Annotated in this window: 17 protein-coding genes; 6 read left to right on the forward strand and 11 right to left on the reverse strand. The window is 32.9% G+C overall.

Features of this window, described 5'->3' with window-relative positions:
• Positions 1 to 206: 206 nt before the first annotated feature.
• The 11 genes from A8B35_RS23830 to A8B35_RS22135 form a co-directional block, all read right to left on the reverse strand.
• Complete coding sequence (locus tag A8B35_RS23830; RefSeq protein WP_075604053.1) at positions 207 to 2,843, reverse strand: LuxR C-terminal-related transcriptional regulator; 2,637 nt, start codon at positions 2,841 to 2,843, stop codon at positions 207 to 209.
• A 275-nt stretch (positions 2,844 to 3,118) separates the two neighbouring features.
• Complete coding sequence (locus A8B35_RS22085) at positions 3,119 to 3,352, reverse strand: DUF4248 domain-containing protein (protein ID WP_075604054.1); 234 nt, start codon at positions 3,350 to 3,352, stop codon at positions 3,119 to 3,121.
• A 677-nt stretch (positions 3,353 to 4,029) separates the two neighbouring features.
• On the reverse strand, positions 4,030 to 7,134 hold the full coding sequence (gene dnaG / locus A8B35_RS22090) for a DNA primase (protein ID WP_075604055.1): 3,105 nt from the start codon (positions 7,132 to 7,134) through the stop codon (positions 4,030 to 4,032).
• A 3-nt stretch (positions 7,135 to 7,137) separates the two neighbouring features.
• On the reverse strand, positions 7,138 to 7,710 hold the full coding sequence (locus tag A8B35_RS22095; protein WP_171973259.1) for a KilA-N domain-containing protein: 573 nt from the start codon (positions 7,708 to 7,710) through the stop codon (positions 7,138 to 7,140).
• Positions 7,711 to 7,768: 58 nt separating this feature from the next.
• Positions 7,769 to 8,104, reverse strand: a complete 336-nt coding sequence (locus A8B35_RS22100) for a DUF4406 domain-containing protein (RefSeq protein ID WP_075604057.1) — start codon at positions 8,102 to 8,104, stop codon at positions 7,769 to 7,771.
• A 176-nt stretch (positions 8,105 to 8,280) separates the two neighbouring features.
• A complete protein-coding gene (locus A8B35_RS22105; protein WP_075604058.1) occupies positions 8,281 to 8,583 on the reverse strand; it encodes a helix-turn-helix transcriptional regulator in 303 nt (100 codons plus the stop codon).
• Positions 8,584 to 8,797: 214 nt separating this feature from the next.
• Positions 8,798 to 9,754 carry a hypothetical protein gene (locus tag A8B35_RS22110; protein WP_075604059.1) on the reverse strand — a complete coding sequence of 319 codons (957 nt, stop codon included), beginning with the start codon at positions 9,752 to 9,754 and terminating at the stop codon, positions 8,798 to 8,800.
• Between the two features lie 406 nt (positions 9,755 to 10,160).
• Entirely contained in the window at positions 10,161 to 10,637 is a 477-nt protein-coding gene (locus A8B35_RS22115) for a hypothetical protein (protein WP_075604060.1), read from the reverse strand.
• 295 nt (positions 10,638 to 10,932) lie between these two features.
• The gene (locus A8B35_RS22120) at positions 10,933 to 11,622 is read right to left on the reverse strand and encodes a hypothetical protein (RefSeq protein WP_075604061.1); all 690 of its coding nucleotides are present in this window, start codon (positions 11,620 to 11,622) and stop codon (positions 10,933 to 10,935) included.
• 259 nt (positions 11,623 to 11,881) lie between these two features.
• Positions 11,882 to 12,775: a BRCT domain-containing protein gene (locus tag A8B35_RS22125; protein ID WP_075604062.1), complete on the reverse strand. Its 894-nt coding sequence runs from the start codon at positions 12,773 to 12,775 to the stop codon at positions 11,882 to 11,884.
• Between the two features lie 1,234 nt (positions 12,776 to 14,009).
• Complete coding sequence (locus A8B35_RS22135; protein WP_075604064.1) at positions 14,010 to 14,720, reverse strand: SDR family oxidoreductase; 711 nt, start codon at positions 14,718 to 14,720, stop codon at positions 14,010 to 14,012.
• 787 nt (positions 14,721 to 15,507) lie between these two features.
• Between A8B35_RS22135 and A8B35_RS22140 the strand changes: the two genes are divergently transcribed.
• The 6 genes from A8B35_RS22140 to A8B35_RS22165 all read left to right on the forward strand — a co-directional run bounded on the left by A8B35_RS22140 (position 15,508) and on the right by A8B35_RS22165 (position 19,754).
• A complete protein-coding gene (locus A8B35_RS22140) occupies positions 15,508 to 16,743 on the forward strand; it encodes a site-specific integrase (protein WP_075604065.1) in 1,236 nt (411 codons plus the stop codon).
• Between the two features lie 112 nt (positions 16,744 to 16,855).
• Positions 16,856 to 17,815 (forward strand): hypothetical protein, encoded by a 960-nt coding sequence (locus tag A8B35_RS22145; protein WP_075604066.1) that lies wholly within the window; start codon positions 16,856 to 16,858, stop codon positions 17,813 to 17,815.
• Positions 17,816 to 18,035: 220 nt separating this feature from the next.
• Complete coding sequence (locus A8B35_RS22150) at positions 18,036 to 18,338, forward strand: helix-turn-helix transcriptional regulator (RefSeq protein WP_075604067.1); 303 nt, start codon at positions 18,036 to 18,038, stop codon at positions 18,336 to 18,338.
• Between the two features lie 180 nt (positions 18,339 to 18,518).
• Positions 18,519 to 18,854: a DUF4406 domain-containing protein gene (locus tag A8B35_RS22155; protein ID WP_075604068.1), complete on the forward strand. Its 336-nt coding sequence runs from the start codon at positions 18,519 to 18,521 to the stop codon at positions 18,852 to 18,854.
• Positions 18,855 to 18,916: 62 nt separating this feature from the next.
• Positions 18,917 to 19,459, forward strand: coding sequence for a phage antirepressor N-terminal domain-containing protein (locus A8B35_RS22160; protein WP_075604069.1), 543 nt, complete (start codon positions 18,917 to 18,919; stop codon positions 19,457 to 19,459).
• Positions 19,460 to 19,463: 4 nt separating this feature from the next.
• Positions 19,464 to 19,754, forward strand: a complete 291-nt coding sequence (locus A8B35_RS22165) for a hypothetical protein (protein ID WP_075604070.1) — start codon at positions 19,464 to 19,466, stop codon at positions 19,752 to 19,754.

Here is a 19,754-nt window from a genome sequence, read left to right on the forward strand (position 1 = left end):
GGGGCTATACATGGGTATGTTGTGGGTAATCTTCTATTGATGACCAGAAATGATTTCATTGTAAAACTGAAAACATAAGTAACCTTTTGTAGATGTATATTTTGTTTAAATATACGATTTAATAAAAGTACGCTATCTAAAATAACCGTGGTGAGGATTGGAAAGCAAATTATATTTCTTGTTTTGTGATTTAATAAAGTAAAGCACTAATTGTGAATTTCATGTGCCATTTTAACAGCCTGTTTTCTGTTTTTAATATTCATTTTTTTATAAATATTTGCAATGTGTCTTTTAACCGTTTTTTCAGAAATATAAAGGGTTGCACCTATTTGCTTATTTAACAAACCCTGTTCTATCAATCGAAATACTTCTAGTTCTCTTTTTGATAAGAGTTCTATATTTGTACCGTCAGCTTCGGTATACATTGATAATAGCTCCTTATAAAATCTTAAATCAGAATCATTAAACATTATATCGGAGAAAGCATACAAATAGTCTCCCAGTATAGCAAATGGTAGCTTAATTTGAAACGATCTTGCTGTTTGTATTAGCTCTGCAAATAACAATCGAGCATCTTCTACCCTATTTAGATGTGATAAAACTAAAACTTTAAGGATATTGGTATTTATTGTAAAAACAATATTGTTATTACCTTTCAAAAAAAGAAGCAGATCATTTAATAGTTCTAAGGCCTTGGTATAACCCTCTATTGTGTTGGAGGTGGCTAATATTGAGGCTTGTTGTATTGGAGCTGAGGTGAAATCAGACATTGGTATAAATGGTCTTAAATCAGTTGTCATCGCCCAATCTAAAGAAGCCGGGTCTTGATTAAACACCCATTTAGTGCGTGCTGAAATAGCCAAATACAAATCAATATAAGTTTTTGATTTGCTTTTGAATGCTATAAGTTCCAACTTATTCAAGAATGCATCCATATGATTCTTGCTATCATTTTTTAAGCTAAATAAAACCATTGCTGCTAAACCGAAAAATTGATGAACAATAATGGTAAAGTGCTTTAACTCTAAAAATTCATTAAAGTCATCTTTGGCATCATCTTTATTACCTAAATAGTAGTTTGCTATTCCGGAAAAGTAATAACTATTTGCCAGGGCTTCTTTATTATTTGCGTACTTAGCAAATTTATTTAAATATATTGCGATATTCTTCAATTGTAAAATATTACCATCCAACCAGTTTATATAACAAAGTATTAAATACAGATTGGACTTAATACAATTCTGCTCTATCTTATTTATTTGAATATTAATATTTTCTACTGCTTTCTTACTTTTACCCAAAGCTTGCATTGATCCTCCATAAAAAACCCATGCTATTCCGATGGCATAGCAGTTGTTTTCCGTTAATAAGTTGAGAGCCTTTACAGAATAATCTAAGGATTTATGCATATCTACATCATAATTGTAATAATAGTAGGCTTTCAATGCAAAAAGTTCACCCATATAATGGGAATAATCCGGCTTATCTTGGAAATCTTTTTTGATTGATGCCTCTATTTTGTCAAAATTCTCCTTGAGGTTTAGGATATCTCCTGAATATATATTTGACCAAGCTTTTGTAATAAATAGTATAGCATAATCAAGTTGGTTCGTATCCTCAAATACATTCATCAAAACTTCCAATGAAATCCAGTCAGAATTGTTAAAATATCGTGATCGAGCAATGCCAAAAACCTTTAAGGCCATGTGTATATTATTTCCTTTAAGGTAGGAGACAGAGGCTTCTCCGTATTCAAATTTTGACAATTGCATGTGTCCTACGGCAGAATAGAGGGCTTGAATAGTTTCATTCGAAAACTCAACCTTTGCAATGTTCTGCAATAACTTTTGAAATAGATGGTGATATCGGTAATGGTTGTCATCATTATCCAAAGCAATAATAAAAATACTGTCTTTAATAAGTTTTTGTTTTATAGCCGTAAATGAGATTTTTTCGTTCTTTGCTATTACACTCTGGAGTTCGTTAAACAAATCACAATTAAATTCATTAGAAAATGATAGTGCCAGAATAAGTTTCCTTTCACTTACAGAATATGCATTGAGTAAATGAACAACATACTGTGTTAACACCTTTGAGTCCAAATGATGATTTTGCATATCAACTTTAGATATTGGAACATTGGCTAATTGTAATATTTTTAATCCTGATACCCAACCTTCCGTGATTTGATTAAGACTTTGAACATAGTTTTCTTGCGGATATTGAGCCTTGGAGGCTTTTAGAAAGGCATCTGTTTCATATTCGTTAAATTGTAAATCATTCACTCGAAATTCACAAATGAGTTGCTTCATCTTCCATTCTAGTAATGGCAAAGATGGGTCGTTTCTACTAATTATAATCAACTTAAAGTTTGGGATGTCATAACAAAATAATTCATTTATGAAATCATTTACCGTTTTTGTATTAACGGTATGGTAATCATCCAAAACAAAGCAAATAGTTTTATTTAGTCGTTCAAGGTTTTTAACAAACAATTGAACAACTATATCTATATCATCTAATGCTAGTGCTTGATTACAAATTTCAATAATATCATCGCCGAACGAGGGAACCTCTTTTTTTATAGTGTATATAATATACTCTATAAAAGTTTTGAGTTGCTTGTCATGCTTAGTAAGGGTGAGCCATACGGAACAATTTTCAGTATTAGCAAAAGATGCTCCTAATAAACTCTTTCCATATCCAGAAGGGGCAGCAATAAGTACAATTTTACATGTGCTATGTTGTTCATACCTTTCATGAAGATAACTCCGTTTAATGTAATTAAACGGGAACTGAGGTAGGTGCATTTTTGTTTTTAAAATATGAACTGGTAATTTCATTCGTAGGTTTTGATTCAAACTGGCTTTAACATAGTTGTTCTTATCGTATTATTGCATATAAGTGATAAACAAATTTTTGTCAATAATGTTTATTGCCTGATAATTCAAGCATAATTCTACTATTTATTTGCCAGAAACGTACATGGCAATTTAGATATGTGATCAAATTGTCTTATCCTTAAAAGCAAATTAATATAATTTGTGTAAAAAATATTTAATATTGATGTTTGTAATATCGGTTACATAAAATATTATAACATTTAGTCCAATACTTTTTAAAGCTGTTCAAATTCTTCGAGAGTTACACAAAAATGTTCCAGGATTAAAAGTAGTTGTTGTTTATTGTAATAGTGACGTTTAGTGTTTCCTGCCAGTTCAATTTGTTGCTTGAGTGCCGGACAAACATCAATTTCGTTTCGGAGCTGCTGCATTGCCGATCTGATGGAAATACTATCAGGATAAAGTTTCTTCACCAATTCCTGCTTTAATATCGTTCTACGCACTATCATATGCCTAGGTTTATATTGATTAATACGCTTAAAGGCAAGTGAAATATTGATACAAGTAGCCTTGTAATGTATATCTTGAGTGCTTGAGACTGCTTTTTAAAGCTTTTTTGGAATTGGGGATGTCCTAACTCTATATTCAGACTATATCTAACGTACTTTTCGAGATATTGCCCAAATAGAAAGACTACTTGTTTAGTACAATAAGAATTTTGGCGCATAATTTATACAATTATACCCCTGACAGCTATGATGTAAAGATAACTTATTGATAATTAATAATGGATGTGCATATCTATAAAGAACATATATTTACTAGACTTACATTACTTAGCTTACTTAGTCGGGTTAAAAGACTAGTTTATTGTTGATTACATTATTTAGCAATCCTTTATTTTCTAAGTAACTAAGTAAGTACTATTAGAAATACCTACTTACTAAGTAAGCCTAAGTAACTGCAAGTAACGCCTCATAGAAACACAATACCCCATAAGCTGCTGATAATTAATTGTTAATATCATTATAAGTAATATAAGTACCCTAAGTAACTAAAATTACAAGAGCATTTCATGTTTTGAGCAAAAAGTCCAACTGACTATTCTTTCAACCTTTAACTAAAAAAACGAGAGTCTCTATTTTTAGAAACTCTCGTTTATATATTTGAAGTTGACCTTGGCTATTTAAGTGCTTCTATTAGGAACCTCAATGCTCACATTAAGCATGTCAAGATGAAATACAAAGGCAGTTGTACTGGTAAACCTTTTGTTACCTACTTCATCGAATTCCTGGCAACCTGTTTTGGCATCAATCTTTTTAAAACTAACCTTCTTGGTATCGCATATAAAAGCTGGGCTATTTCTTAGGTAGTATTCTACAGTTGCATCTGGTAGTGGCTTATCCCCTTCTCTTAATGCTTGTGATTTGTATAAACTAAATACTCTGCTAACGGATAAGTATAGAACATATTCTGCCTCTTTTAATATGATATCGCTCTTTTGCCAAGATCCATTCTCTTTAAAGGTTCGGATTATTTTATCGGCATAAACTATCTTATAATCTCCTCCTTCAAACAGCATATTTGAACTGATCAGATATTGTACAGTTTTCCAGAATATTCCCAAATCATCATTTCGGGCAGTTTCTTTGTTTTGTGTAATCATCATTTGTGTAAATAGCTGAATGATGTCGTTGTATTTAAACGGAAGTTCTACAATATGCGCTACTGTGGCATAGGCTGAAGCTATGGTGAGCCAATTATTAAAGATTCGGGTTTCGATGGTGGTTGTTCCCAGGAGCTCACGAAACTGATCACTTACAGCATTTACTGTTTTATTATAGTTCTTGGCAAAGGTTTCTCGGTGCTTCAGTAATTGATGAGTTATTTGAGTAAGTCCCTGTTTGTTGATTTGCTCCAACTCTTCAAAGAGCTTTTTCTCTTCAAAAGAGAAAGTTGTTTTAGAAAAACCCAAGGCTATAAAACGGCTAAACAAGGCAATATCAGCTGTGGCAATTTGCTGACCGCAGACTATAATTCCCTGGCTTACTTTTGAGGTTTCTTTTTTCTTGTCCTTATCCATATTCATGCGAGTTCGCCCAGTCTTATCCCAAAACCCTTTTAATAGTTCTCGCTTTTCCATTTCTAAGTCGTTTCGGTATTCATCCAAAACACAAACTGCATTGGCACTAGATGCTACATGGTCGGCAATGGATGGTTTACTTGAATTGTGAAGATTGGGCACTTTGCCCTTCCGACCATACATATACAGAATACTTTCGGCACAGGTATTTTTCCCTGATCCTTTTTGGCCATACATGTTTAAAATGGGAAACTTATCAAAGCGTTTAGAGATAATATCCATAAACAAACAGGCAAAATAGAACGATAAGGTTACAATACCATTTTCGGCAAATACAACGGTGTATTTCTGCGCATACTCGTAAAGTGTAATGTTTCCTTCGTTATGAATAAAGTGTCGCTCAAATTCGAATAGAGTGTCATCCGTTTCATAAATCTCGGAACAAGCAGGAATATAGAAGTACTTTGAGATGTGCTGTACAATTCCATATCTATCGGCCTTTATAAACTTATCACCATCAAATATGCCGTTACCCCAACAAAAGAAACCTTCACGCTGCCATCCCATTTGAGTGATTTCTTTGCAGCTCTTTGTCTTTTCGTAGAGCCAGGCTTTTAGTTTATTGAGTTCGCTCTCCCCTCCTGTCCACAAGAAATTTCCCAATGATTCTATTTGTAATTTGAATGCAGTAATGCTCACTAGGTCTCTTTGTGGAAGTTCCATTATTTTAACCAAGTTATGACGGTTTTTTATCTCATATAAACGCTTGGCATTTATGGGACTTTCAATATGAAAAAGCGGAGCCATCACAAAATTAGAATGTGTAACAAAGTCATCTCCTTTTTTATTACGAAATACATAGCAGTTATTCTCAACATAGAAACCCCATCTATTAAATTCGTTTAAACTGACGTCTTTGGGTATGGTGTATTGCTGCAACCTTTTGGGTTCATCCTTACACAATTCCTTTACAGCATCCTGCCATGCTTTTTTGGGCTTGATTTGATCTGCAGCAAACTCAATATATACTTCCTGCTTTGTTTTATCGTAATTGGCAATGAGTTTTGATATACGCTTTATGGCTTCGGATTTGAATACAGGATCTGAACTTGACTTTTCGGTATATTGAGCCGTTTTAAAGATGATGTAATCCGTCTGCTTCTCATTGTATTCAAGAAACACATCCTTACTTACAAATAATGAATCCGGATCTTGTTTCTCAGGTAAAATAATTACTGATACATGAAATTGATTTTTAATGAGTATTTCTGCATTTCTATCTGTTGCTCTTAATCCTGCAGCGTCACCATCATAAATAAGCGTTGCTTTGTTGGTATATCGTTTTAATAATTTAGCTTGTGCTGAGGTTAATGCAGTTCCTCCAGAGGCAACAGTATTGATTACGCCAATGGAATGCATCCTGAGCACATCTGAATATCCTTCTGCTATATAGGCTCGTTCTTCATTCCTTATGGCAAAACGAGCGGCATTTAATCCATACAACTCGTTTCTTTTTACATAGATGGTACTTTCTGGTGTATTGAGATATTTGATCTTTGGATTCTCGTTTAAGTCACGGCCAGCGAAAGCAATGGTTTGTCCTGTAGAATTAGAGATAGGAAATATCAAACGGTTTCTCAGAAAGTCGTAAATACCTTTCTCATTACTTTTTAGTACGCCAATCTCTTCTAGTATTTCTGTTTTAAGTCCTTTTTCTCTAGCATAAACCAACAAAGCATTACCATCAGGCGCATAACCAATGCTAAAACCATAACCGTTAGGAATAACTAGATTCCGTTGTTTTATATAGTTCTGAGCTTTATTGTGATTCAAATTATCAGTAAAGAAATGCTCTACAATATTGCATGCAATGTGCAGACTCTCGAGATGTCTATATTTGGCTTCATCGAATTTAGTACTGGGCTTCCACTCAAATGAAACATTAAGTTTCTTTGCTCCTATCTCAACCGCCTCTTTAAACTCTACACCCTCGTGTTGTTTAATAAACTCAATAGCATTACCTCCCTTATCACATCCAAAACATTTAAAGATTCCCTTGGCAGGATTAACCATAAATGATGCTGTTTTCTCATTATGAAATGGACAACAAGCTTTGTAATTGGTTCCGGACTTTTTGAGTTCAATAAAATTAGAAATAACGGTTAGAATATCTCCATTTATATGTTCTATTATTGTATTTGCATCCATAACTTACCAATCACTCTTTTTATAATGTGCAATATCTTCAGGAAATAGATTCAACTTAAGCTCCTTTGTGGAATCTCGGATCGCTTTTAGCCTTTTACGATTAGCCTTGGTAAGCTTGCCTTCTAATTCTAAGAACTTATAGAAATCATCTGGATATTTCTTCAACATTTCCTCCTGCATAAGGTCTCGCTCCTTCTCTATTTTCAATTTTGCAGTGGTAGTTTCTGCAATATCCTTGTATTGCGCATTGATCATCTTATCGATGGTAAAGAAAATCCACAGCTCAAATTTAGGACTAAGCCAAGCTGCTAATTTCAAAGCTAATATTCGGTGTACAAAAGTTCCGGTGTGTCCTCTTGATTTTATAATCAACTCTTTATTCTTAGGATCTGAATTTCCCCCAAAAAGGGTAAATTCAAATTCTTGAATGAAAGCTTTGGTCTGATCTGTTTTCAAAAAATGATCCAATCGCTTATCAAATGTCTTTACCATTTGGGTGGCATTTACCATAATATTACTATCGCCCTGAAGAAATTCAATAACTTGGTCCTTATATATAAACTCAACTGTTTTCATATCATTACATTTATTGATAAAAGTGGAGCTGCCCTTGTACAACTCCACCAAAACCATTCTAGCTGTCAAGGGTGGTTATTAATTGCTTCAAATCTTTTGTGCTCACAGGATGAAATAAGGTATGTAACTTCATATCCATAGCAACGGTTAGCTCAATGCGAGACATAATATCATCTCGCCAATTGGGTAAAACATAAACCGCCTGGCTATCTTTAATTAATTCGATACGGTTATTTAAGTTATCCGACCATCTCATTTGAGATAATACAGACTCCGTTGGATTTAACACCTTACATTTCATGGATTTTAATCGTGTGGTGATCTTCACAAGATCTGATGAATCTTCTTTTGAAACAGGTATGGTATCGCCTCCACATATATAAATAGTTGTCATTTGGAGGAGCTTATATTATTAATATCTCTACTGATTTTGCATTCTGAAATACTTTGTTTTTGCGTCCTTCTTAAAAATAAGGATGTTAATTTAGAAGACTTAATTTTCTGCTTTTTATGAACTACTAGGTGTATCTCTTTTTTCATATTCAATTAGGTTTTAGCTAACATTTAGGTTTATAGTATTTGTTCCAATTCATCCAAAGAAGCGTGGCGCCCTGCCTTAATCCATTCTTGTATTTCGCTTTTTTTGAATAACAATAGTTTGCCTCCTGGTTTATAGTATGGCATTTGCCTATTCTTTACACGAGCGTAAATTGTCTTTTTACTTTCCCCCAATAATTGAGCGAGCTCATTTGCATTTAAATAGTCAGTTCCGATTGAAATTTTCCTCTGAATTGTAAGCAATTCTGAAACCTGTTGGTTAAGTAATTTCAAATAGTTAACTCCTTTCTGATCCTTATTTCCTTGTTGATCCATGTTCTTATTTTTTCATAAAGATTTGTTCAACAAGTATAAAGGATCTGAATTGTAGTATTAACCGTTGGACTGTCCGAAATTTTAAAAATAAATTACAGACAACTAGTTATCAACTAAATACAAAGTCGCTCATTGCCGTTTTTATACGAAAAAGCAAAAAGCGTTGGATACTCTTTGGGGTACTAAATGGTAACAAATAGAATATGCCTGTTTTTTAGCAGCTGGGAATTAGTTTAAAAATGACTTTTTCGATCTCTGTTGTTGGTAAATTACTCAACTGAAAATGTGTTTTAACGATCTTCAAATCGGCAATAAGCTTCTTATTATCTTTTATAAAAGGAGCCTTATTGGCCAATTTATAAAAGTAAGTATTCCGATAATCTGAAGGATTAGATTTATTTATGATTAGTAGAAATCGTGCTAAGATTGAGGCATCTAGATTTTCTTTTAGATCTAAACCCATCAGTTTAAACATGAAGAATGCCCAAAGAACTTGTTGCGAATTGCTCAGTTTTAAAATTTGTTCTAGTGCTTGTGGAATTTGCTTTATCTCATCCAGTGGCGCACTGGCAATCTTATCTTTTGCTGCTAAATAATTGGTCAGTTGAATCTTTCCATAATAATCGCAGAAAAAATGGTAATATTTTTTGGAATCGGTGGTAGTGAGATCTACCAGAGGTGAGTAATAGTATAGCTCAAGCTTATGGTATTCTATTGAAGTTTCCTTAACCCAGAAGAGATCGCTGAATTTACTTTTGGTAAATAGCTTGCGAAAGTTAAATCGTAATTTACCAATAACGCGATAACATATGTCTCCTTCATGATTATATACTTCAAGTCGCTTGAGGTATGTATTGGCTGCCAAGAATGGCAAAGAAAAGTAACGCTCATCAATAGTAACAAAGCGTTCTGTATCTTTTTCTACTTCCCTTAACTTAATGGATCTATTGATAATACAATCAATATTTTCCTTAAGAGCAAGGTAATGGTAATCGAACAACCCCATCAGCTTCACAGAAAAAGGATCTGTTGGAAGATGTGTTAGTTTGTCCATAAGCTCGTCCATATTGGACTCCCAAGCTATGGTTTCTGAGCCACGTTTATATCCTTGTAATAAACGCTCAAATACTAGAAGAGAATCATTTTCAAAGCTCGAAGCTTTTTTTTTCATTCAATGTCATATGTGTAATTTTTAGATTATTACTATGACTAAGGTAAAAACATGACATTTGTTTGGTTTTTGAGCACTCTTTTACTGAATAATAGCCGACAAAATATATAGGTTTTATTAATTAACAAATATTAACACAGTCTATTTAGTGCGATATTATACCTCTAATAGTATGAGAAAATGTATGATAGGCAAAATTTAAGAATTGACTTTTATGCATGTAATACATTACATATAAGTAGGTTATATAAGTAGTATATATTTTTGGAAAATACCCTATATTTATTGTTGTGTTTTCGTTTATTAAATCCTACGATTTATTGAATAGTCTTATATTAGTTCATTCTTTATGAATTATAATTAAAGAGATATTGACATCGTTTCTTAAAGGAGTATGCTTACTAAGCTATATTTTTTTGACTTCACAATAAAGAGGGTGCATTACTTCATAGTATACATAATCATCTGAGTTTAATTCATCGTACTTGTCCTGACTTATTTCATATTCTACATCATCAATCATAATATAGAAGTAATAGAAAGTTCTATGATAAGCAGGCTGACGCTCGAACCATTTTTTTTGAATATAACCATTAGCACATTGTTTCTCATTTCTTTCTAGTGCTATTTTAGATTCCTTAATGTTTATTACAAACCCCTTTAACAGAGGTATAAAATATAGACAAGATCCTATAATTACCACAATTGTAAATATTGCGAATATTAGACTTTTAGATTGATAGCTCGCATAAATTAAGGAACCGATTAAAACAATAGGAAGTAGAATGAAAAATGTTATAGATAGCTCGTCAAATGCTATGCCAGATTCTATGCGCTGTTTTTCATCATGAGATAAAGGTTTTATGTCAAAGTTTGTATTCATTTATTTTTATCTTTTAAATCAATATACGTCCTCTATGTCAATTTATATTTATGAAAACAGTTAAAACTGCTTACTCCTATTGTTTTTTTAATGAAACACAACGTTGACTGGATGAAGCTGTAAGCGATTTGAAAAGCCAAACCGACCAAAAACCCACTAAGCCAATATTTTTATTTTTGTTAAACTTAACGCTTTCTGAACATAAATAAAAATTTTGGCGGATTTCAAACAACCTACAAAACCTCCAAATTACTGCTGACGCTTATGCTTTATGCCAGATTGTTGTGTGGCGTTATTACATTTTTCTTGTTCCTAATATTTGTTCTTTTTCTGTGTCTATTACAATTCCAACATCCTTCTTGTACGTACAGTTTGGGTCATTCCAAAATAAATTAAATCCAAGAAGAGCAACTATACTTTCTGATTCTATAATTGCTTCATCAAAGTGTATACGGAATTGTTTCGATTCTAGAGGCTTGAATAAAATACAATATTTGTTATTACACTTTTCTTTTGTCAACTCATAAAGCCTTTGGTTTAAATCGTCAGTTATATTCGTAGTATTAATAATATGCCGTGCACAACTTTTACTGTAGACGGTTTTTTTAGCGAAACTCTTGTCGTTATTAGTCGTTAGTCCAAAATAATCAGGTATCGGAATCATTAATTCTTTTTCATACGGATTTGCTACTTCAAACTGAACTGTTAACATATATCCGTCTTTCTTTTCTGGAACAGAATAAGTATCAGCCTTAATTGAAAAGGCTTTTTTGACATTAGTCTTAACTAATCCACTTACTCGCATCTTAATAATGTATTCACTGTCCTTAAGGTGATATTTTATAATTCCTAAAGAATCCATTGAGTTTAAGTAAGCAGTCTTGTTGTACTCTTCAATTTTTGTTTCGTAGTAACTCTTCTTTTTTCTTTCAGACTTACAAGAAATCAAGAGTAGCACTGGTAATATTAGGATCAAATATTTCATTTCTGATACTTTTTTATGTATAAATCTTTAGGTGTGCCTGATTTTAATGCCACACAACGTGTGGCTATGTGTAGTAGGGCATTTAGAAATCATTTTCCTTTTTGACCGCCACTTAGCCAAATCAGAGATTTTACTGTGAACTTTCTAATTCAGACACTGTCAAATCTCTGATTTGGCGTGCTGCTAGAAACTGCCGAAGAACAAATGACAGCCTTGCTTGCCCTATTACATATAGGTGATGTTGTGTGCTGTAATTAATTCATTCTAAATCTTCTAGTATATCCCAAAAATCATATTCGTGTATAATTACGATGCTTTTCCCTTTTTTTCTTAAATTTATAGCGGTCTCAACTTTTCGACCATAGCAGGCAAAAGCCCAACAAGGATTATCATTATTCCCAACTATTAAATAATCAGTATTGCCTGATACTGTATTTTTAAAGATACCTCCTTGGTTTGTAATTCTTTCACCAATTTCTTTTCTTGTTCCTCTTTTTGATAGACCAGTTAAGCAAAACGTTTTACCGTCAAAATCAATTTCAGGGTCAGAAGTACAAACACCCTGAATAGGAACTCCAATTATCTCATCTTCGACCTTTTTTGCAATTTTTTCGTCAGAGATATTTACGAATTCATTAAAATATGCAAAAAGTCTCTTTCTTTCATCGTCATCTATTATGCCATCAGCAAGGATTGATAAGATTAAGCTCTTTATCTCATCATATGGGTAATAAGATGTTAAATGAGTATGTGCATCTAACCATTTAGACAATTCAAAAACTTCTTTATCCTCTATTATTCCATCAGCTAGAATTCCGTGACAAATGCCTTGGAGTATTTGCAGCTCTGAAGTGACAGCGTTGTAGTAGATGTTATCATTTTCATATTTTTGGCATAACCACGTTAAATCTTCAATTAGCTCAAGTCTATTTTCAGGCTCTTTAATCGCGCCTTGAATAGTAATTATAAATTCTTTGAAATGATTTCGTCGAATTAAATTGTTATGCTTTTTGCACCAATGGTCGAGTTCTTTTAACTCATCATCATCTACAATTCCATCAATTGCAATTCCAATAAGTAATCCTTTAAGTGAATTTATTGCCTTATCAGCTTCACTTTTAGCTGTAAATCTTTGATAACTTAAATCTTCCATCTTTGTGTTTTTTTATGTCTGATTACGTGTTTTTGTTTTATAGCACACAACGTTTGGCTATGAAGCGAAAGTGAGATTTTAATAGTTCTCACTTCCAAACTTAACAAAGCCAAAGCGTTGTATTTGTTTTTATTTTTCATTTTAAAAGCCAAATCAACGAGTTGGCGCTACTCGCCGAAGTTGCGAACCAACCAAAACGAGTTGGCTCACTTATGCTTTATTAGCCATTGTTGTGTGTCGGTACTTTATAAGATTGACTATAAATATTGCATTCATCCTTAACCTTAAAGAGGTAAGAAATGTTATTCATAATATTCTCATCTTCGATTCTGTCACAATTAGGGTATAAGAGATAATGCTTTTTATATCTTGCTCCTCCTTTGACAGGATTCATTATTTCTATCATTAAGCATTTTTTAGTGTTTAAATTTTCAATTTCAATCTTATTGATTCTTGAACAACTATCGAAAGGTTGTGACAGTTGACCATTTATCAAGAATCCATCGAATGTAATTCTTATATTTGGCTTTACTGTGTTATAATAAACATTCTTAAGAATTTTGAATTTCATCATACTAGAAACTACTATAGGAACGGAAAAAGAAAAGATCAGAAATATTATACCATAAAATATATCATAAGCATAAAAATAAACGTAGCATATAAACGAGACTATACCCAAGTATACTAATGCATATGTTTTATAAATCTTCTTTTTTTTCCTTTTTACAATTTCGAGAGCATAGGGTAACCACTGTTCGTATGAATAGAACCATTCTAATAATGGCTTCTTGTTATTCTTTATAAGTTGCATCTTGGTTGTCTTTTCTATTCGCATAAACTTAGTCATATAGACAACACAAGCTATCAATATCAAAAATGAGAAGATATACGCAATAATATTGTCTGTATTGATATTATTACTATTACCAAAGAATTGAAATGTTAGCACTATACAAAAACCTGATGATATACTAAAAAATAGTATCCATATAAATATCTTTAAATTATTCATATTAGTTATATACTGTGTACTAGGTTATATATATTCCTTTTATAATGTATCATTACAGGGCAGTTAATTTTTGTATGACACCCAACGGCCACTTATAAGCGTAGTGCGGGTTTCAACGCACTTTCCTTTCAATTTACCGCTATATTTGTTTATTTCACTTTCGTTTAAATTACTCACTTCGTCCCGCATTACGTTTATAATTTGTTGGCACCAGTAGTTTTATATGTTATGGTCTTTAGGTAAAATCATCAGTTTTGGAATTCTAACATGATCTGGTTGATTTATTATAAACCTAACTGTATCCACAATATCCATAACAGTCAGTGGTTCATGAATATTCATACTCTCTTTTGGATGAACTTTCCATTCATTATGAAGTTCTGTCATAACCAATCCTGGCTCAATACAACTAATCTTAATATTAGTACCAGTCAACTCCATTCTTAGAGCTTCTGATAATGCTTCCATTGCAAATTTTGTCGCAGCATATCCACCTGCTGTGGGTCTAACTTTTGTCCCGAGCACACTTGAAATATTTACTATGTGACCAAAACCCTGTTTTTTAAATAGCTTTAAAAGCTTATATGTCAATCGAAATGTTGACTCAACGTTTAATCGAATCATTGAGGTCAATTTATCAATATCAATATCCTCAATAGTTCCAACCTCTAATGTTCCTGCACAGTTGAATAAGAAATCACATTTTCCATACTTATCAAAAGTATAATCCACAATTGAATCTTGAAATTCTGGAGAATTTAAATCTCCTGCAAATAAGTCATTTGAATCTAAACCTAATTCTGTAAGTTTATCCAATCTACGAGCTGTTGCAATTACTCTATAATTATCGTTATGCAATGCTCTCGCAATAGCATACCCAATCCCACTACTTGCTCCTGTAATTAGACAAATCTTTTTGTTATCAATCATATATGTCGTGTCTTTCTTCTATTGGTGCCAACGGTTATGCGTAAATGGCGTTGTGCGCAAAATTACCACTTCCCCATTTTTTGCACACCAAACTTAACAAAATACATTTTAACTTCAAATACCAATCTGAGCACTATGCCATTTGTACGCTGTGTTGGGCTTTCGTTATTTCTTTTTCTAGCCCTCATTTGAAATTCCTTTCCAACATTAATTCCTTATGAGTGGCAACATTTGGTCTGACTGAGATTAATGCAAAACTTTCTAGTCCATAAATTCAAAACCCAAAAGGTCTAGTTACAAGTCCGAAAAAGTCAGTCCATATTTTGTCAGTCAAAATAACCAAGCTGTAAATAATTAAATCATGGTTAGAAGGAGAAGTCATGAAAGTCCAGCACTAAGAAACACTACATCATAAATTTCTTGTTGTTTTCTGTAAGTTTCCTTGATTCCTAAATGTAAATGAAGCAAAGTAAGATTTTTAAAAAATTGTCAGAACATTATTTTCCTGTTTTTAAAGACGTAAAGTACGTTTGGAAATTCTGACGAAATAAGTAATGAAGCCCAACGGCTCGAATAAGTAACCGTGTCTTTGTTTTTATATGCTTGTATATTCTTTTATTTGTTTGTTTATCAACAATTTACAATTAATTTTATTTTGATATACTTGTATGTTTTAATACATTTGAAGTATAAAAGTATGGCAAATTTTATGGTACATGTTTTGGCGAACCTTACCATAAATAATTGCCATACGAAATTAGATGTATAACCAAAACAAGTTTCAGTTATGGATAGTAAAGTTAGCACAGCAATCGTGCTTTTCAAAAAAAGAAAGAAAAAAAATGGGAAGTACCCAGCTAAACTGCGATTAACACACAATCGCAAACAGATGTATTATAATATCGATAGCAAAAATCGAGTTTATGAATTTACTTCTGATGAATTTGCTAAAATAGTAGCTTCAAAACCTCGTGGTGTATATAAAGACATCCAACTTGAATTTTCATTAATTGAAGAGAAGGCTCGTAAAATTATTCTAATGATGAGTGATTTTACATTTGACCTATTCAAAGTACACTTTGGCATAACGGGAAGCAATATGCGTAATATATATCATTACCTAGACATCAAGATTATCGCTTATAAGAAAAATGGGTATGGTGATAAAGCGGCTAGTCCAATGAAGAAAGCGCTCCAATTATTCTTTAATCGTGAGTTCAATCTTGAATTTAAGGAACTAACTGTAAAAAAGCTTAAGGAGCTTGAACTCTTCATGAAAGAACGTGGGGTAAAGCAAACCACGTACTATAGATATATTACTACACTTAAATCAGCATTCCGCATGGCGCAAAAAGATGGTGTGATTCCCCTAGATTTGTTTCCTTTTGGAAGAGATCAGTATAGTGTACCTAGATGTATTACCGTTAAGAGAGCCCTCAAGATTAGTGAAATAGAGAAGATTTACAAATATGAACCAGAGCCTTTTTCTAATGAAGATGAAGCAAAAGATTTTTGGATACTCTCCTATTTGTGTAACGGTATAAACATGACCGATCTGTACAAACTCAAATATGCTAATATTAACAATGACTTCATTTCCTTTATTCGTCAAAAAACTGAACATTCATCAGGCGTTCAAAAACCTATATTAATTCCAATAACGGATGATATACAAAGGATTATTGATAAAAGAGGTAATCCTGATAAATCACCAAATAACTATGTATTTCCATTATTAAGTGATGATCTTAGTTTTAAGGATAAGAAGTATAAAATTGCCTGGCGTGTTCGCAAATTCAATGTGTGTATGCAGCAGGTGGGTAAAAAACTTGGTATCGAAAAGCACATAACTACCTATACGGCTAGGCATAGTTTCGCTACAGTATTGAAACGTTCAGGAATATCGACCGAATTTATTAGCGAAAGTCTTGGTCATAGCAATGTCAAAATTACAGAATCATACCTTGATAGCTTTGAAAACAATCAAAAGAAAGAAGTTGCTAAGTTTCTCACATCGTTCTAGTATGTATTAATATATATTATGTATTTAAGTGTTTAATTAACATATCAAAATTTGTCCTTCCTTGTTTGTATGTGAACACATATTATAAATTAATAACCTAAATTTTAGTCTGATGTTAGAACAAGGAAACGACAATTTTGAAAAAGATTGTCTTGCAGTATTTGAAAAACTACTGCAAGGCTATAAACGTGCCAAAGAATCAAATGTTTGGGAAGCAAATATTGATAAACTCATTGATAAGATAACCCAAATTCCAACTGAACCTTTCTCCAAAAGATTAATGGGTATTTTCGATTACGATTATCTAGTTAAGTCAGAAAGCATTGAGAGTATCATTGAAAAGTCTTTGCTTATTCGGGAACAGATGGAACATACACAAAGGTTTGTAAGAGTTAACGAGAAATACTTTTCTCTACCATTTGTACCAGCCAAAACACATCGCAAAAAGCTTGAGGTTTATAATAACAAGGGAGAATTGTGCTATACAGAAGTGGGTAAAGTACATATTAATATTAAGCAACTCATACTATGGATTTTCTTCAAAAACAGTGATTTTAAATTGCAGGATATTTTTAATATTGAGCAGAGTACTAAAGAATTCAAAACCTTAGAAATCTATTTCTATTCTGAGCACATTAACCTATCAACAACAGATCATAAAGCCTACTATACCTTCTTTTGTGACTACTATGGCAAACACAAGTTTCTTAAATACCTTAGTACTAATCAGGATGCTAGTGAGGATAAACCTAAAGCAACTGGTATTAAAGCTATCACTGAGTTGAGTAAAGTTCGCCAAGTGATATGGGCAAACTTCATATTTAATCATATCGGATTAAAGCTTCGTGAAAACCTTGACACTAGCTCTTTGACGAAGTTTTTACTCCTATTAAATAAGAACAATCTTGATGATTACAAGAATTCGTACTTCTATAAATTGGCTGGGAAACTGCATGAATTAGATTCTAGAAAATATCTCAGAGACTTAGAATATATGAGAAATCTCTTCCTGGATCAGAACCTTTCAACGAGAGATATTGATCGTGAAATAAAAAAGATGAAGAGAAAATAGGTAGACAGTTATCAATTCTTGTAAATGTTGCTATTTATTTGGGTAAAAACTATCCGACAGAATTGATAAAACTATCCGACACCCTCAAAAACCACAATCATAACTCCCTATATACGTGAGTAATGAAATTTATTTTAAAAATATCGGATAGTCCGACGTTGGAAAAATATACAATCACGGCTTAAACTTGTCAGCATCAATCACAATTTAAAAATTGATTATGACCGCACAAGAAAAACTCTTTCCGGAGATGCAAAAAAGCCTCGACAAATTGAATAATCAAATGTCGGAATTAATAAGACTCCAGCGTAGAAGTACTACAGGATATGATTATGTCAATGTAACCGAACTAGCTCAACTATTGGGTGAAAGTATTCACACTGTATACTCCAGGGTACACCTGAAGCAGATACCTTACTATAAGCCTGGGGGCAAAGCCTTATTATTCAAAATGTGCGAAATACATGATTGGATAATAGCAGGTCGCCACACCCCTATCGATGAACTTATAGAAAATATATAATCGTTAGTAACCGTAAATTTTCATGAACCTGGAAACTGATAAGAATAGGCTAAAAGACAAGCCTATAAAACAAGGTATCAAGTTCTATTTTATCAAAAACCTGATTAAAAACGATTCTGAGAATCTAAGCATTCCGGAGCACCTTGTTTGTAAACACAAAAACATTAGAAATTAAGAAGTATGAAAAGAATATACATCTGTGGAAACGATGCTATGGTAAACGACAGCCAACATTCAGTGGAAACCAACAAGGTGAAGAAAAAGTTGGAGTCTATGAGGTGCTCTGTAATCAATCCCCCTGAGATACAATACATCGATTTGGGGTGGACAGATATAATGGAAACTAGAATTAAGCAATTAAAGAAGTGCCAGGCTGTCTATGTATTTCCTGATTGGAGAAGCAATATAATGGCTCGAATAGAACTGACTGTTGCGATGGATTTAAAGTTGCAAACCATTTTTCATCCATCAAGCAACAAAGAGATCAGACAAATTATAACCTCCCTTGGTAATTAGCTAGGTTTCGGCAGAGTGGTTCAAGGGCTGCTCTGCCATTTTTAACAATACAACGAACGATTATGAAAGCGAAAACTAAAACAGTTGCTAAAATTAACGATGTAAGTATCATGCTTATTGATGGAGCTGAAAAACTTGTTCCCATAAAACCTATTTGCGAAGCATTAGGTATTGACCCCAAAAACCAAAGGTCAAAGATTAAGAATGATGAAATCTTAAATCCTATTGGGGTGCTGAGCACCTCAACTGGTAGTGATGGCAAAAAATACGAAATGTTCTGTTTACCGTATATGTATGCTTTAGGATGGCTCTTCACCATCAATGCCAAAAACGTTAAGCCAGAGTCCCGAGAAACTATCTTAAAGTATAAGATGGAATGCTATACTGCCTTATTCAATCATTTCTCAGACTATTCGCAGTTTTTAGAACAGAAACAAATCGCCCTCGAGAAACAATTGGAGGCGGTTGAGCGTGTAAATTCCGATTATAGCAGAACTAAGAAAGAGCTGAATAGTGCAAGAAAAACACTCAATGAGGTTAAAGAAATGACCTTTGACCAATGGCTACTTAACAAACGACAACTTACTATTGATTTTGAAAACTAATTCTATGACAGCTTTATCCCCCAATACAGTTTCAAAACTGTATTACTTTGATAGTCGAATCAAAAGCTTTTATGAGAAGAACGGCTATACTTCCCTACCCTTTGATGGCGAAAAAGTTCAAGAGATGATTGATGATTCGCGATTAGAATTGAATGCACTCTTCTATAAAATATGGGGTTCAACAATGGGCTTCCATCTCTTAAGTAAGTTCTATAGTTCAAATGGAAACATATACGAGCTCTTTATGAGTCTCGATCCAGAGAACAAAGAAAAATTTACAACGATAAATTGGTAA

Origin of the sequence: Saccharicrinis aurantiacus (assembly GCF_001660705.2) — a bacterium.
GTDB classification, from domain to species: Bacteria; Bacteroidota; Bacteroidia; order Bacteroidales; family Marinilabiliaceae; genus Saccharicrinis; species Saccharicrinis aurantiacus.